We start from the raw sequence: 14,457 nt of genomic DNA, 5'->3' as shown, positions 1-14,457 counted from the left end.
TTCTTAGAGTGTTTAGTATTAGCGACGTAGTCCAAGCGTGCTAATTAGATCACGGTAACCTTCTAAGTTCTTTCTTTTTAAAAAATCAAGCAGTTTTCTTCTACGGCTTACTGCACGTAATAAGCCTCGTCGTGAATGGTGATCGTGTTTATGTACTTTAAAATGTTCAGAGAGTTGACTAATCCGTTCTGATAGTAGTGCTATCTGCACTTCTGAAGAACCTGTATCGTTTGTGTTATACTGATGTTCTTTGATAATCCGAGCTTTATCTTCGTAACTTAAAGGCATATACTTTCCTATTAATTTCTTAATTTTACTTTAACTAAATGCTAACCATTAGAGGTAAATAATAGCCTATATGGGGCTACTTGGTTACTGTTTACAGCCTTACCTATTCCAAAAAAATCCTTATTATCTTCAACTAAACGTACTAATCCTTGGGGGATCAGCTGAGAAATAAATACTGTTTGTCCCTGCCGGAGGCAATGAGCTAGATGAGGAATAATACTAACTTCAGGTAGGTTTTTAAGAATATCCCTTGGAGGTAAAACTAACGTGTTTAACTGATTATCCATCTCAGCAAGATCTTTCAATTGGGAAAGGGATATCATGTCAACACTATTAAAATTACCTACTTGGATACGCCGAAGCATTGTTGTATGTGCACCACATTCAAGAGCATGGCCAATATCTTCTACTAAAGTACGAATATAAGTTCCTTTAGAACAAAAAACTTCAAGACTTAAATAAGTTTCTGTAGCTTCAGTAAGCTTTATATTATAAATGATAATTTTACGAGGAGATCTTTTAATTTCAATCCCTTGGCGTGCTAGCTTATACAGCGGTTGGCCATGATACTTAATTGCTGAGTACATGGGCGGTATTTGCTCTTGGGCTCCAATAAATCTCTTTAAGGTATTTTCAATAAACTCCCAATCGAAGGTTTTTACCGGAGTTGTTTTTATTATCTCGCCTTCAGCATCTCCTGTAGTAGTTGTTACTCCTAAACGGCAACGGACCAAATAACGCTTATCTGCATCCAAGATAAATTGAGAGAGTTTAGTAGCTTCTCCTAAACAAATAGGCAATAAACCACTTGCCATAGGATCTAAACTCCCCGTATGACCTGCTTTACGTACCTGATAAATTCGTTTTACCTGTTGTAAAGCAGCGTTAGAACTCATCCCTATGGGTTTATCTAATAAAACCATACCATGGATAATACTATGGCTCTTTAATTGATTTTGTTTTTCCATCTATTTATGGTAAATGGTGATTTTCTTTAACTACTTTATCAATTAAAGAGCGTAGGTAATTACCGTGCTCAATGGAATTATCATATAAAAATTTTAAGTTTGGTACTACGCGTAGATCAACTCTTTGGTACAAATTTCTTTTAAAAAATTCTCCTGCTTTATTTAAAACATTTAGCTGAGCGTTAATCCTCGCTTTATCTTGTTCCATAGAGGTAATATATACTTTTGCTTGTTTTAAATCTGGAGAAATATCTACGTAGGAGACAGTAACTAGTTTTATTCTAGGATCTTTTATATTTTTCTGAATCAGTAGTGCTAATTCCCGCTTTAGCAACTCATTGATACGGTGTGTACGTGGGAAATTCTGATTCATTTTTATAGCGTAGGATCTACCTTTATCTTCTCGTATACCTCTATTTGATCCCCTACTTTTACGTCACGATAATCTTTAACTCCAATACCGCATTCAGTACCAGCTCGTACTTCCTGTACGTCTTCTTTAAATCGACGTAAGGACTCTAATTGTCCCTCAAAAATAACGATATTGTCTCTTAGTACTCTAATTGGGTTACTTCGGCGAATAACACCTTCAACAACTAGGGATCCTGCAATAGCCCCAAATTTAGGTGAGCGAAATACATCATCTACTCGAGCAAGACCAATAATACTTTCTTGGTATTCTGGCTCTAACATACCCATGAGTGCTTTTTTAACCTCATCAATAGCATTATAAATAATGCTATAGTAGTGAAGGTCTACTCCTTTCTCTGTAATAGCACGACGTGCTGATGTATCTGCACGGACATTAAAGCCAATAATAATTGCATCGGCTGCAACTGCTAGATTTACATCAGTTTCGTTAATACCACCTACCCCAGCAGTAATTACTTTAACTCTAGCTTTATCTGTAGATAATTGGGTTAGAGAATCAGAGAGTGCCTCTGCCGATCCCTGTACATCTGCTTTAATAATAAGGTGGAGTACTTGAGTTTCTCCAGAATTAACCCTATCGAACATATTTTCAAGTTTTGCTGGATGTTGGCGAGCTAGTTTGTTTTCTCGCTCCTTATTCTGGCGAAATTCTGCAATTTCTCGTGCCTTTTTTTCATCGGAGACAACAATCGCTTCATCTCCTGCATTAGGAGTGCCTGATAAGCCTATAATTTCTACAGGTGTAGAAGGAGTAGCCTCTTCTATCTCAAGCCCAGATTCAGTTAGCATAGCTCGAACCCTACCGGTTTCTATACCGCTTAAGAGTATATCTCCCTTACGAAGGGTACCGTTTTGTACCAGAATAGTTGCTACAGGTCCTTTTCCTTTATCAAGGCGAGATTCGATAATTACTCCTTTTGCTGGTCCTTCAGAGGAAGCTTTAAGCTCCATTATTTCAGCTTGAAGTAAAATAGATTCAATAAGATTGTCTATCCCTACGCCTGTTTTAGCAGAAACAGGTATGAATTGAATATCCCCACCCCAATCCTCGCTGATTACGTTATGATTTGCTAACCCTTGTTTTACTCTATCAGGATCAGCGTCTGGCTTATCAATTTTATTGATTGCAACTACAATAGGTGCTTCTGCTGCTCTTGCGTGTTGGATAGCTTCAATGGTTTGGGGCATCACTCCGTCATCTGCAGCAACAACTAAAACTACAATATCCGTAACTTTAGCTCCTCTAGCACGCATGGCGGTAAATGCAGCATGACCTGGTGTATCAATAAAGGTAATGTCCCCTTTTTCCGAATGTACTTTATAGGCTCCGATATGTTGGGTAATACCCCCTGACTCACTAGAAACTATTTTGGATCGGCGAATGCAATCGAGTAATGATGTTTTTCCATGATCTACATGCCCCATTACCGTTACAACAGGAGCACGTACTTTTTTAATGCCTTGTATGGACTGTTGCTCATGAAGTGTGAGCTCCAATGTATTTTCTTCCAAAAGTTTTGGTTTATGACCCATTTCTTCTACTAGGATCACCGCTGTATCTCGATCTAGTGCTTGATTAATCGTTGCCATAATCCCTAGACGCATAAGATGCTTTACTACTTCAGCAGCTTTTACTGCCATTTTCTGGGCAAGCTCAGCAGCAGTGATTGTTTGTGGGATTACAACTTCTCGGATTATTGGAGTACTTGGTTTTTCAAATCCATGTTTTATGGTGGGTATAGCTTTTTTGGGGCGAGATTTTTTATTTTTTCCAATAAATTTATCAGAACTTAGGGATTGCTCTTTATAACTATGTTTTTCTTTCTTATCTTCATCACTAAATTCCCGGGGATTATCTTTATGATTAGCTTTATCAGATTTATTTTTTTTACTTGCCTTGTTTTTTGAATTTGAAATAGAATCATCTAAAGCAGGGGTAGATAAAGATTTATTATCCTGAGAGTTTGACTTTTCAATATCTGAATTCTCAGTTGATTCTTGCTCTTTAGGCTCGTTTACTTGTTCTAACTTTTCAATAGGCTTAGATACCTCTACTTGATCTACTTTAGTAACTAGCTTAATTTCTTCTTGAAGTGAATCTTGAACTATCTGGGTACTTACTGAATTAGCACTATTCTCCTGAGGTTCTTGAATGGTGGTATTACCCTCTTCGCGATAACGTTCTTGACGCTCTGTTTTTGCCTCTGCAAGGCGTTCTTGTTCTTGCTCTAGGATCACGCTTCGCTTAATATAAGTGCGCTTTTTACGTACCTCAATATTGACACGCTTAGAATGACCACCACTGTTACTAACTTGAATTTCACTATAACTTCGACGTTTTAGTGTAATCTTTTTAGGAACTTTGAACTCTGCACCTATACTCCCTTCTTGTTTTAGATATAGTAATAACTGTGATTTTTGAGACTCAGTTATTAGGCTATTTTCTCCATCCACTTTAATACCGGCTTTATATAGCTGCTCTAATAAATGGTTTATGGGTGTGCCCATAGCACTAGCTAATTGTTGTACCGTCGTTACATCACTCATGTTTCACCTTTTATTTCTTAAGTTTGGTTTGTTACTGTTCATTAGCAAACCAAACTTCTCTAGCTGCCATAATTAAACGAGCGGCCTGTTCTCTATCGACTCCTTTGATTTCAATAAGATCATCTACTGCTTGCTCAGCTAAATCATCCCTCGTGAAAATTCCTGCCATTGCAAATTTATCAGCTAATACTTTATCAATACCTTCTAGTGCTAGGAGATCCTGGCTTGGTTGCGAGGTTTGGGATTCTTCACCGTTCGTTGTACAACTAAGAAGTACATCTCTAGCACGCCCTCTTAGATCCTTCACAATTTCTTGATCAAATTCGTCAATGGCTAGTAGTTCTTGTTCTGGTACATAAGCAATTTCTTCAATGCTAGAAAATCCTTCATGTACTAAAATAGCTGCTATCTCTTCCTCTACATTAAGCTGATCGGTAAATAGTTTCTGTAATACTTCATTTTCTGCTTCTCCGATTTTACCTGCTTCCTGCTCCGTCATTACTTTTAATGACCATCCAGTAAGTTGAGTAGCTAAGCGAATATTTTGCCCACCTCGACCAATTGCTTGAGATAAATTTTCCTCAGCTACCGCAATATCCATACTATGGTTTTCTTCATCTACAACAATAGAGCTAATTTCTGCAGGTGCCATCACATTAATCACAAAATGGGTTGGATCTTCATCCCACAACACAATATCTATTCGTTCTCCTGCTAACTCATTTGAGATTGCTTGTACTCTAGATCCACGCATTCCTACACATGCCCCTATCGGATCAATACGAGATTCATTAGTTTTGACCGCAATTTTAGCTCGAACTCCAGGATCTCTTGCAGCACCTTTAATTTCTATTCTATTTTCGCTAATTTCTGGTACTTCTAATTTAAATAGCTCTATTAAAAGTTCTGGAGCAATACGACTTACCATTAATTGTGGACCTCTTCCTTCGCCACGTACATCTCTAAGGTAGCACCGTAACCTATCTCCAGGGCGTACGGTTTCACGGGGAATCATTTCTTCTCGTAGAATAATACCTTCAGCATTATCTCCAAAATCTAAAATAACATTACCTTGAGTAGTACGCTTTACTACCCCTACCATCATTTTACCTATTTGATTTCTATATATTTCAAAAATTTGAGCTTGCTCTGCTTCTCTAATTTTTTGAACAATAACCTGTTTTGCGGTTTGAGCTGCAATACGACCAAATTCTATAGATCCTATAGGCTCTTCAATAAATTCACCTAATTTAATATTAGGCGCTTGATCTTGTGCCTTACTGAAAGATATCTGTCGATGCGGAAATTCTATGCTTTCTTCATTTTCAACCACTTCCCACACTCTAAAAGACTCATACTCGCCTGTTATCCGATCAATAGCAACGCGTACCGCAATGTCTTCCGAATAGCGTTTTCGGGTTGCCATTACAAGAGCTGCTTCTAGGGCTTGAAAAATTACCTCTTTATTTACGCCTTTCTCATTAGAAACAGCGTCTACTACCATTAATATTTCTTTGTTCATTATTAACCCTAAGTCAACTTAATTTATTTTTGGTACTAAACGCGCTTTTTTTATGTTCGACAATGGAATTTGGAAATCTTTCCCAGTAACTACAATTACAATTTCATCTTCAAGAACAGCTTTTAGTAAGCCCTTTAATTTTTTTTGCCCATCTAAAGACTCATAGAGCGTGATTGAAATGTCATTTGCAATAAATCGAACATAGTGTGCTTTAGTGAAAAGCGGCCGATCAAGCCCAGGAGAAGATACCTCTAGAGTGTAAGATCCCATATTTGGCTTTTCTACATCTAGTAAAGCACTTACTTGATGACTGATATTTTCACAGTCATCTACTGTAATTCCTAAATCTGAATCAATATACACACGTAAGAGGGAATTTTTATGATTGACATGACACTCTATACCTACTAGCTCATAGCCTAAGGTAGTAATAGTTGGCATTATTACAGTATAAATACTTTCCCTATCCCACATATTTAACCATTTAAAACAAAAAAAGGGCCAACGGCCCTATTCTAAATACTACATAACTGATATATATAATGTGGTAGCGGGGGCAGGATTTGAACCTACGACCTTCGGGTTATGAGCCCGACGAGCTGCCAGACTGCTCCACCCCGCATCACTAGTTAGATATAATACTTAATATGATGGTTATTTTCAAGTAGTAAATTGATTAAAGCCAGTTATTTACCTATAGTAATTATTAATTTATTTATAGTAACTAGTAAAATACTTACTGTTTAATTATATTTCTTATTTTTATTATTTAACCTATAGATAGTGGTATCTAAAAATTAAGTAAATTGTAGTTTTTTCTTTATTGATTTGAAAATAACGATGTCCTCAACCACTCAACAACTAATTGATAGAGTATCAGATTTAGTTGATCGTATTGAATATCATTTTTTTCCCCAGGATAGAGCTCTTAATTGGGAATCATCCATTGCTTTCCGCTGGCGAGCCACTCATCTAAGTCATTCAGGTTACTTAGAGCCTATTTCAAATACCCATTCTATTCAGTTAGAGTATTTATGCGGAGTAAATTCCCAAAAACAGCGGTTAATTCAAAACACTCATCAATTTATTTCTGGGTTACCAGCAAATAATGCACTCTTATGGGGTTCTCGAGGTACCGGAAAATCTTCCTTAATTAAAGCTGTTCTCAATAAGTTTGCTCATCAAGGTCTAAGGCTAATTGAAGTGGATAAACATGAATTAATTCATTTACCTGATATTATTGCTCAGGTGATACAACGCCCTGAGTGCTTTATATTATTCTGCGATGATCTCTCATTTGAAGCAGACGATTCTAGCTATAAATCTTTAAAAGCTGTTTTAGATGGCTCTATAGGTACTACTCCAAAAAATGTATTAGTTTATGCTACTTCTAATCGCCGCCATTTACTCCCTGAATATGAGTCAGAAAATCAACAAACACAGCTTATAGATCAAGAAATTCACCACGGAGAAACAGTAGAAGAGAAAATTTCCCTTTCTGATCGATTTGGCCTATGGCTTTCTTTTTACCCTATCAATCAAGAAGGTTACTTGGAAATAGTGCACACTTGGTTAAAATATCATGAGGTAGATTTAAAATTATGGGAAGAAGCAGACAAAGCGGCTCTACAATGGGCCTTAGCCAGAGGTTCAAGAAGCGGGCGTACGGCTTGGCAGTTTGCTCTAGATTTCGCAGGATCTCAACAACTTAAAGATAAAACTAAATAATACTAGGACAACAAATAAATCAATGAGTGATATTCAAACAATTATTGAAGAGGCCTTTGAGCATAGATCTGAAATTAATCCCCATAATGGAGAGGCTAAGGTTAGAAATGCAGTATCAGAAGCACTACAGCTCTTAAATACTGGTCGTGCACGAGTAGCAGAAAAAAAAGAAGGAATATGGCTAGTTAACGAGTGGCTGAAAAAAGCAGTATTACTTTCTTTTCGACTCTCTGATAACTCCCTTATTCAAGGGGGATTTACTCATTATTTTGATAAAGTCCCCCCAAAGTATAATCACTATACTCTTAGTGATTTTCAAAAAGATAATGTAAGAGTCGTTCCACCTGCTACGGTACGTAAGGGTGCTTTTATCGCCCCTAATGTAGTACTGATGCCTTCCTACGTAAATATTGGTGCTTATGTGGATGAAGGCACTATGGTAGATACTTGGGCAACCGTAGGATCTTGTGCCCAAATTGGGAAAAATGTTCACCTCTCTGGCGGTGTGGGTATCGGTGGTGTTCTAGAACCTTTACAAGCCCGACCTACTATTATTGAAGATGATTGTTTTATCGGTGCCCGATCTGAAGTAGTAGAAGGAGTCATTGTTGAGAAAGGATCGGTAATTTCTATGGGCGTATTTATTGGTCAAAGTACAAAAATCCTAAATAGAGCAACCGATGAAATCAGCTATGGACGAATTCCAGAAGGATCTGTGGTTGTTTCTGGTAACCTTCCCTCTAAAGATGGTACTTATAGCCTTTACTGTGCTGTAATTGTAAAGCAGGTAGATGAGAAGACTCGTAGTAAGGTGGGGATTAATGAGTTACTCCGTGATATTTAAATAAAATAATTGAATCATGTCCTCTACTTTAGCACTTACTAAAGAATTGATTGCCTGCCCTTCTATTACCCCTAACGATGCAGGCTGTCAAAAAATCTTGGCTGATCGTCTCGAGAAAATAGGCTTTCATACAGAATATATGCCTTTTGGGAAAGTACAAAATCTTTGGATCTGCCGAGGTAAAAGCTCTCCCCTATTTGTATTCGCAGGCCATACAGATGTAGTGCCTACTGGACCTAAAGAAAAATGGGCAAGCAATCCTTTTACCCCAACAATTAAAGGCGGAATTCTTTATGGTCGTGGAGCAGCAGATATGAAAGGTGGTCTTGCTGCTATGGTAACTGCCTGTGAGCAATTTATTTCTAGCCACCCCGATCACCAAGGAACTATTGCTTTATTGATTACTAGTGATGAAGAAGGAATTGCAGTAGATGGTACTGTTAGGGTAATAGAGGCATTACAAAAGAGAGGAGAAAAAATAGATTTTTGTTTAGTAGGTGAACCGAGCAGTCTTGAGAAAGTAGGTGATCAAATCAAAAATGGTCGTAGAGGATCTCTTAACGGAACTTTAATTATTCATGGTATTCAAGGGCATATCGCCTATCCTCAATTAGCTGATAACCCTATTCATGGCTTTGCAGGAGCGTTATTAGAGCTATGCAATACTCAATGGGATGAGGGCAATGAGGATTTTCCGCCTACCAGCTTTCAAATTTCAAATATTCGTGGTGGTACAGGTGCAACTAATGTCATTCCGGGGGATCTAGAAGTACTATTTAATTTCCGTTATTCTACAGAAGTAACAGATAACGAGCTAAAACACCGAGTAACTGATATCCTCTCTCGCCATCATTTAAAGTATACTATTGATTGGCATCTCTCTGGCTTACCATTTCGTACCCAAGAAAGTGCTACTCTAGCGGCTATAGTTGTAAAAGCAATTAAGGAAATTACTGGTATTGAAACTACACTTTCCACTAGTGGTGGTACATCAGATGGGCGATTCATTGCGCCTACTGGTACACAGGTGATAGAGTTAGGTCCAGTTAATAAAAGTATTCATCAAATTAACGAACATGTAGCCATTGCAGATCTAGATCAATTATCTCAAATCTATGTTCGAATTTTAGAGCTTTTATTGATAGATTAATTATCTATTTTTTTATTTGCTCTCGGTAAAATGCTTCAATTTCTACTAATAATTCTTCTCGGCAAATATCTCCTTGAAGAAAAATCGTAGGCACTGTATTTCCAAGAGCTTCTTTTAAATATTGTGCAATAGGACCTACCTCTACACCTTGTCGAATATAAACTTTTAATAAGCTAAGTTCTTGTAGATTCTTAATATGTAATTGATGGACTTGATTAGCATTTTTTATCAGTGCATGCAAATTGTTTAAGGTTTCTTCCAGTTGGACCAGTGGCTTTCCAATATGCTTAGTTTCATGACCAATAATGCTCGCTGTACCAGAAATATAAAAGTGAATTTCAGAATGCCACCTTTTTAATGTAGCCCGAGAAAAAGAAGGGCTACGAGGAGCATAATAAAATGGGTATCGAAAAGCACTGACTTGTCGTGGGTTTTCTACTCGTTCGCCAGGATTAGTTGCTGCGAGAAAATAAACAAGGGTTTTCCCTGTGCTTGTACCCGTTGCGGTAGCAGCAACTAAAAAACGCTCAAAGTTTGGAAGGGTTTCTAAAGTTCTATGGCGACCCAAGCAAAAAGCCCGATACCGCTCTAAGCCCTCTTCCTCATTATGAATATGAGGTAAATAATTCCATGTTCTTAATAAATATGGATAATTTAAATTTTGTTGACACTCGATGATAGAACGATAGATATGATAAGTAGTTTCATTTAAACTTGAAGTATTATTCTCTTCAATTTGAAGATAGCCAAATAAGATAGAATCGGTTCGACTATACCAAATCCCTCTTTCTTTATCATATCCTGCTTCTAGCCCTTGGGTAGTACGCCAAACCTCAACTGTAGATAATTGTGGTACTTGTAACTCAGGTAAATTAACAGTAATTACTCTAGGATCGTCTATATGAGTTAAATAATCACCAAACCTTATTATGCATAGTATATTTTGCTCACTAAGGATATCTTCGATACAAGCAGGGTTCTCATAGCTTATTTCAAATGGAGCAGAAGGAGTAGAAGTATTACGTGCTTCCTTATTGTGATTAATCACTTCCATCCCTAACCCCTAAGTAGTTTTACTATGCTGCTGCTTTTAAAGAAGCGGCTTTAGTTGCTGCACCTACTTCAATTTTGGCACCTAAATCGCTTAAAATCTTCTCTAAGGCCCCTAGGAAAATTAAGACATTACGTAAGTTAGCACTGTGACCCATTAAACCAACACGCCATATTTTACCTGCCATATCCCCTAGCCCAGCCCCTATTTCTATGCCGTATTGCTGCAATAATTGGGTGCGTACTTTTGCATCATCAATACCTTCAGGAATTTTAATTGCATTGAGCTGAGGAAGGCGATAAGGTTTATCAACAATAAAGGATAATCCCATAGCTTCAATACCCGCTTTGAGTATTTGATGATTACGATTATGCCTTGCCCAAGATTCCTCAATCCCTTCTTCTTGTAAAATAACTAGAGATTCATGCAATCCGTAAAGAGCATTAATAGGTGCTGTATGATGATAGGCTCGTTTTCCTGCTCCACCCCAGTAACTACTGACTAACCCTAAATCTAAAAACCAACTCTGGGTTTTTGTTTTTCGAGTTTTAATTTTTTCTACTGCCCGTGAACTAAAACTTACTGGAGAAAGCCCAGGGGTGCAGGAAAGGCATTTTTGGCTACCTGAATAAATGGCATCAATTTTCCACTCATCTACTTTTACCGGGCTGCCTCCTAAGGAAGTAACTGTATCTACAATAGTAAGACAACCATAGCGGTGAGCAATTTCTACTAAGGTTTTTGCATCTGACTGAGCACCTGTAGAGGTTTCTGCATGGACAAACGCAACCACTTTCGTATCTGGGTGCGCTTTAAGGGTTTCTTCAAGCTTATTTGGATCTACAGGTTTTCCCCAAGTATCTTGTATCATAACTGGGATAGCACCACATCGTTCTACATTTTCTTTCATCCGACCACCAAACACACCATTCTGGCAAACGATGGCTTTATCTCCCGGTTCTAATAAGTTAACAAAACAAGTTTCCATCCCTGCACTCCCAGGAGCAGAGACAGAAAAAGTGAGCTCATTTTGAGTTTGAAAAGTATATTGCAGTAGAGATTTCATCTCATCCATCATGGCAACAAAAAGCGGATCTAAATGACCAATGGTGGGGCGAGACATAGCCTCTAAAATTCGAGGATTTACATCAGATGGACCTGGGCCCAATAAAATTCGAGTAGGGGGGTGAAAAGAAGAAATAGGCATGAATAGGCTCCTAAAGGAAGAATAGTATTACTAAGTATATCTATAATATAAATATCGCTAATTTTTAGCCTGTATTTTTAAAAATACTCTCCGATCATTAATCTCTAATACCATATCAGCATAAGAAGGTACTTCTCTTAACATATATTCAGTTATTCTTTGAAAATGAGCAATAAATCTCTTGATTGCTACTTTGTCCATTATTTTTATTTCTGAGGTACGTTTATTCAGATATCTTTGCTGATTTGAGTGAGCGAGACTCTGTTCTTGTTCCAATCGCTGCTTACATACAGTTTGAAAAGAAGGGATTTTTATAAAAATTAACCTATCTAATAAGGAAAATAATTTAGCATAATCATGATGCAATACTTGGTTTATATAGTGTCGCCATGCACTATCCTTATCTTCTTCAATCTCTAACTGGTTAATAGGGACGATAAGTTGCTGATCAGATTCTGGATGAGTACCTACACACCATCCTTCAAAAATTATAATATCAGGTCGCCCTTGAAAAATAATACCTTCTGCGTCAGGCAGTCTATTATCTAATCCTTTATCAAATTTAGGAAATTGGGTAATTGAGTCCTGATTTGCTGATTTTAAGGATTCTAGTGTCTTTATTGCGAGTATTGTATCATGAGTGCCGGGTACGCCCCGAGTCACAAACAAAGGATGCACTTTTTTAGCTAACTGCTGTCTCTTACCATGAGAAAGATAAAAATCATCCAGTGATAAAGTAGCTACTTTTTGATGAAAATAAGTAGTCAAAATAACTTCCAAAAACCTACTCAAGGTGGATTTCCCCGATCCTTGAGCACCACTTAGCCCTAATACTAAAGGATTTTTCCCTAGCCTTTCTTGTTGCTCTATGATCCACATGGCTATAGGTAAGTGGACCTGCCATAGGGTTTCTAGTGGTGGTATTTGTAATTGATCATGCTTTGCTGAGATAGCACTGTTTAAATGTAGTAATCTAATTTTCTCTTGTATGCTGTGGTAAATAATCTTATTTGATTTATCTGAATTTTTTCCCCACAAAGCGTAGGTATCTAACTCTAAATCTACTAGAGTAGAGCAAATTCCCTCAGAGCAATAAGAGAAAATATCTCTTCCTTCTGCTAATTTCTGAAGCGCATTTATTATATGCGTATTTCTTAGTTCCTCTATCATAGAGTACAGTATAGAATTTATTTTATTTAAAGGTTAAAGATTGTTTACTTCGAAAATCCCCAACCACTCTTTTAATAAGAAAGAACTTATTAAAGAGCTGAGTGCTTTTTTACCTAAAAATGGAATTCTATACAAAGAGGAAGACCTATCTCCTTATGAATGTGATGGGCTTTCTGCCTATCAAATCCTCCCTTGGTTAGTAGTTCTGCCAGAAACGATTGCTCAAATTCAAAAACTTCTTCAGATTTGCAACGTAAATAATATTCCTATTGTGCCTCGAGGGGCAGGAACGGGACTCTCTGGAGGAGCTTTACCTCTAAGCAATGGGGTACTGATTAGCCTTGCTAAGTTTAATCGCATTTTAGCCATTGATCCTCTCAACAGAACAGCTCGGGTACAGCCTGGGGTACGTAACCTTGCTATTTCCGAAGCAGCAGCACCTCATAGACTTTATTACGCACCTGATCCATCCTCTCAGATCGCTTGTACTATTGGGGGTAATGTTGCAGAAAATTCTGGTGGAGTACACTGTTTGAAATATGGATTAACAGTTCATAATGTCCTAGCACTAAAAATCCTCACCATTACTGGTGAACTTATTTCTTTAGGGAGCACTACCCTAGATTATCCTGGTTATGATTTAATATCACTGATGACAGGATCAGAAGGGTTGCTTGGAATAATTATTGAGATCACCGTAAAATTACTCCCTATTCCTGAACAAACTCAATTATTACTCGCTGCTTTTAATACAGTAGAAGAGGCAAGTAAGGCAGTCAGCACTATTTTAAGTGCGGGAATTATTCCTGCTGGATTAGAAATGATGGATCAGCTAGCAATTCAAGCGGCAGAAAATTTTGTTCAAGTAGGCTACCCTAGAAATGTTGCAGCAATTTTACTATGTGAGCTAGATGGAAATGCTACCGAAGTTAGCTATCAATTTGAGCAAGTGAAAAGCTTATTATCTGCTTCAGGTGCTGCAGAGATACGTATTGCAGAAAATAAACAAGAACAGTTAAAGCTATGGAAAGGGCGTAAAGCAGCTTTTCCTGCAGTAGGTCGTATCTCTCCGGATTATTACTGTATGGATGGGACTATTCCACGCAAAAAACTTGCCGAAGTATTAATACAAATTAATAAGCTTTCAGAGGAGTTTAAATTACCTATCGCTAATGTATTTCATGCCGGAGATGGTAATTTACACCCTTTGATTCTTTACGATGGAAGTAAGCCCGGAGAACTAGAGCGAGCAGAACAACTAGGGGCTGAGATTTTAGAGCTTTGTGTTACCGTTGGCGGCGCAATTACCGGTGAACATGGAGTAGGGATTGAGAAAATTAATCAAATGTGTATTCAATTTAGTACTGAAGAGCTTCAACAATTCCATGAAATAAAATCGGCTTTTGATCCTAATAATTTACTTAATCCTGGAAAAGGAATTCCAACACTGCATCGTTGTGCTGAATTTGGTGCAACCCATGTACATCACAATAATTTTGCTTTTCCTGATCTGGAGCGGTTTTGATTGCTTACAAATTAATCCTTATTGA

Annotated in this window: 13 protein-coding genes and 1 tRNA gene; 4 read left to right on the top strand and 10 right to left on the bottom strand. The window is 37.6% G+C overall.

Features of this window, described 5'->3' with window-relative positions:
- Positions 1-18: 18 nt before the first annotated feature.
- The 7 genes from rpsO to OOL07_RS02915 form a co-directional block, all read right to left on the bottom strand.
- Entirely contained in the window at positions 19-288 is a 270-nt protein-coding gene (rpsO, locus tag OOL07_RS02945) for a 30S ribosomal protein S15 (protein ID WP_264694931.1), read from the bottom strand.
- Between the two features lie 41 nt (positions 289-329).
- A complete protein-coding gene (truB, locus tag OOL07_RS02940) occupies positions 330-1,256 on the bottom strand; it encodes a tRNA pseudouridine(55) synthase TruB (protein WP_264694930.1) in 927 nt (308 codons plus the stop codon).
- Between the two features lie 4 nt (positions 1,257-1,260).
- Positions 1,261-1,629: a 30S ribosome-binding factor RbfA gene (gene rbfA, locus OOL07_RS02935; RefSeq protein ID WP_264694929.1), complete on the bottom strand. Its 369-nt coding sequence runs from the start codon at positions 1,627-1,629 to the stop codon at positions 1,261-1,263.
- 2 nt (positions 1,630-1,631) lie between these two features.
- Positions 1,632-4,235 carry a translation initiation factor IF-2 gene (infB, locus tag OOL07_RS02930; RefSeq protein WP_264694928.1) on the bottom strand — a complete coding sequence of 868 codons (2,604 nt, stop codon included), beginning with the start codon at positions 4,233-4,235 and terminating at the stop codon, positions 1,632-1,634.
- A gap of 31 nt (positions 4,236-4,266) precedes the next feature.
- A complete protein-coding gene (gene nusA / locus OOL07_RS02925; protein ID WP_264694927.1) occupies positions 4,267-5,757 on the bottom strand; it encodes a transcription termination factor NusA in 1,491 nt (496 codons plus the stop codon).
- Between the two features lie 18 nt (positions 5,758-5,775).
- Entirely contained in the window at positions 5,776-6,231 is a 456-nt protein-coding gene (gene rimP / locus OOL07_RS02920) for a ribosome maturation factor RimP (protein WP_264694926.1), read from the bottom strand.
- 71 nt (positions 6,232-6,302) lie between these two features.
- Positions 6,303-6,379: transfer RNA gene (locus OOL07_RS02915), tRNA-Met, on the bottom strand.
- A gap of 218 nt (positions 6,380-6,597) precedes the next feature.
- Between OOL07_RS02915 and OOL07_RS02910 the strand changes: the two genes are divergently transcribed.
- The 3 genes from OOL07_RS02910 to dapE are packed head-to-tail and all read left to right on the top strand — an operon-like array spanning position 6,598 to position 9,479.
- The gene (locus OOL07_RS02910) at positions 6,598-7,485 is read left to right on the top strand and encodes an ATP-binding protein (protein WP_264694925.1); all 888 of its coding nucleotides are present in this window, start codon (positions 6,598-6,600) and stop codon (positions 7,483-7,485) included.
- 22 nt (positions 7,486-7,507) lie between these two features.
- The gene (gene dapD / locus OOL07_RS02905; protein WP_264694924.1) at positions 7,508-8,329 is read left to right on the top strand and encodes a 2,3,4,5-tetrahydropyridine-2,6-dicarboxylate N-succinyltransferase; all 822 of its coding nucleotides are present in this window, start codon (positions 7,508-7,510) and stop codon (positions 8,327-8,329) included.
- 16 nt (positions 8,330-8,345) lie between these two features.
- Positions 8,346-9,479, top strand: coding sequence for a succinyl-diaminopimelate desuccinylase (dapE, locus tag OOL07_RS02900; RefSeq protein WP_264694923.1), 1,134 nt, complete (start codon positions 8,346-8,348; stop codon positions 9,477-9,479).
- A gap of 4 nt (positions 9,480-9,483) precedes the next feature.
- On the opposite strand, the gene OOL07_RS02895 is transcribed toward dapE, so the two are convergent.
- The 3 genes from OOL07_RS02895 to OOL07_RS02885 are packed head-to-tail and all read right to left on the bottom strand — an operon-like array spanning position 9,484 to position 12,907.
- Positions 9,484-10,533, bottom strand: a complete 1,050-nt coding sequence (locus tag OOL07_RS02895; protein WP_264694922.1) for a chorismate transformation FkbO/Hyg5 family protein — start codon at positions 10,531-10,533, stop codon at positions 9,484-9,486.
- Positions 10,534-10,555: 22 nt separating this feature from the next.
- Entirely contained in the window at positions 10,556-11,737 is a 1,182-nt protein-coding gene (locus OOL07_RS02890) for a pyridoxal-phosphate-dependent aminotransferase family protein (protein ID WP_264694921.1), read from the bottom strand.
- A 57-nt stretch (positions 11,738-11,794) separates the two neighbouring features.
- The gene (locus OOL07_RS02885) at positions 11,795-12,907 is read right to left on the bottom strand and encodes a kinase (RefSeq protein ID WP_264694920.1); all 1,113 of its coding nucleotides are present in this window, start codon (positions 12,905-12,907) and stop codon (positions 11,795-11,797) included.
- A gap of 40 nt (positions 12,908-12,947) precedes the next feature.
- Here OOL07_RS02885 and OOL07_RS02880 point away from each other — a divergent pair, with 40 nt between their 5' ends.
- Entirely contained in the window at positions 12,948-14,432 is a 1,485-nt protein-coding gene (locus OOL07_RS02880) for an FAD-linked oxidase C-terminal domain-containing protein (RefSeq protein ID WP_264694919.1), read from the top strand.
- Positions 14,433-14,457: the final 25 nt, after the last annotated feature.

Origin of the sequence: Candidatus Nitrosacidococcus sp. I8, assembly GCF_945836005.1 — a bacterium.
Classification (GTDB): domain Bacteria; phylum Pseudomonadota; class Gammaproteobacteria; order Nitrosococcales; family Nitrosococcaceae; genus Nitrosacidococcus.
This window is presented reverse-complemented; position numbering and strand designations above follow the sequence as displayed.

What these genes read in the sequence shown, in the direction of transcription:
- rpsO (WP_264694931.1), bottom strand. Translation starts at nt 288, where the DNA reads ATGCCTTTAAGTTACGAAGATAAAGCTCGGATTATCAAAGAACATCAG.
- truB (WP_264694930.1), bottom strand. Translation starts at nt 1,256, where the DNA reads ATGGAAAAACAAAATCAATTAAAGAGCCATAGTATTATCCATGGTATG.
- rbfA (WP_264694929.1), bottom strand. Translation starts at nt 1,629, where the DNA reads ATGAATCAGAATTTCCCACGTACACACCGTATCAATGAGTTGCTAAAG.
- infB (WP_264694928.1), bottom strand. Translation starts at nt 4,235, where the DNA reads ATGAGTGATGTAACGACGGTACAACAATTAGCTAGTGCTATGGGCACA.
- nusA (WP_264694927.1), bottom strand. Translation starts at nt 5,757, where the DNA reads ATGAACAAAGAAATATTAATGGTAGTAGACGCTGTTTCTAATGAGAAA.
- rimP (WP_264694926.1), bottom strand. Translation starts at nt 6,231, where the DNA reads ATGTGGGATAGGGAAAGTATTTATACTGTAATAATGCCAACTATTACT.
- OOL07_RS02910 (WP_264694925.1), top strand. Translation starts at nt 6,598, where the DNA reads ATGTCCTCAACCACTCAACAACTAATTGATAGAGTATCAGATTTAGTT.
- dapD (WP_264694924.1), top strand. Translation starts at nt 7,508, where the DNA reads ATGAGTGATATTCAAACAATTATTGAAGAGGCCTTTGAGCATAGATCT.
- dapE (WP_264694923.1), top strand. Translation starts at nt 8,346, where the DNA reads ATGTCCTCTACTTTAGCACTTACTAAAGAATTGATTGCCTGCCCTTCT.
- OOL07_RS02895 (WP_264694922.1), bottom strand. Translation starts at nt 10,533, where the DNA reads ATGGAAGTGATTAATCACAATAAGGAAGCACGTAATACTTCTACTCCT.
- OOL07_RS02890 (WP_264694921.1), bottom strand. Translation starts at nt 11,737, where the DNA reads ATGCCTATTTCTTCTTTTCACCCCCCTACTCGAATTTTATTGGGCCCA.
- OOL07_RS02885 (WP_264694920.1), bottom strand. Translation starts at nt 12,907, where the DNA reads ATGATAGAGGAACTAAGAAATACGCATATAATAAATGCGCTTCAGAAA.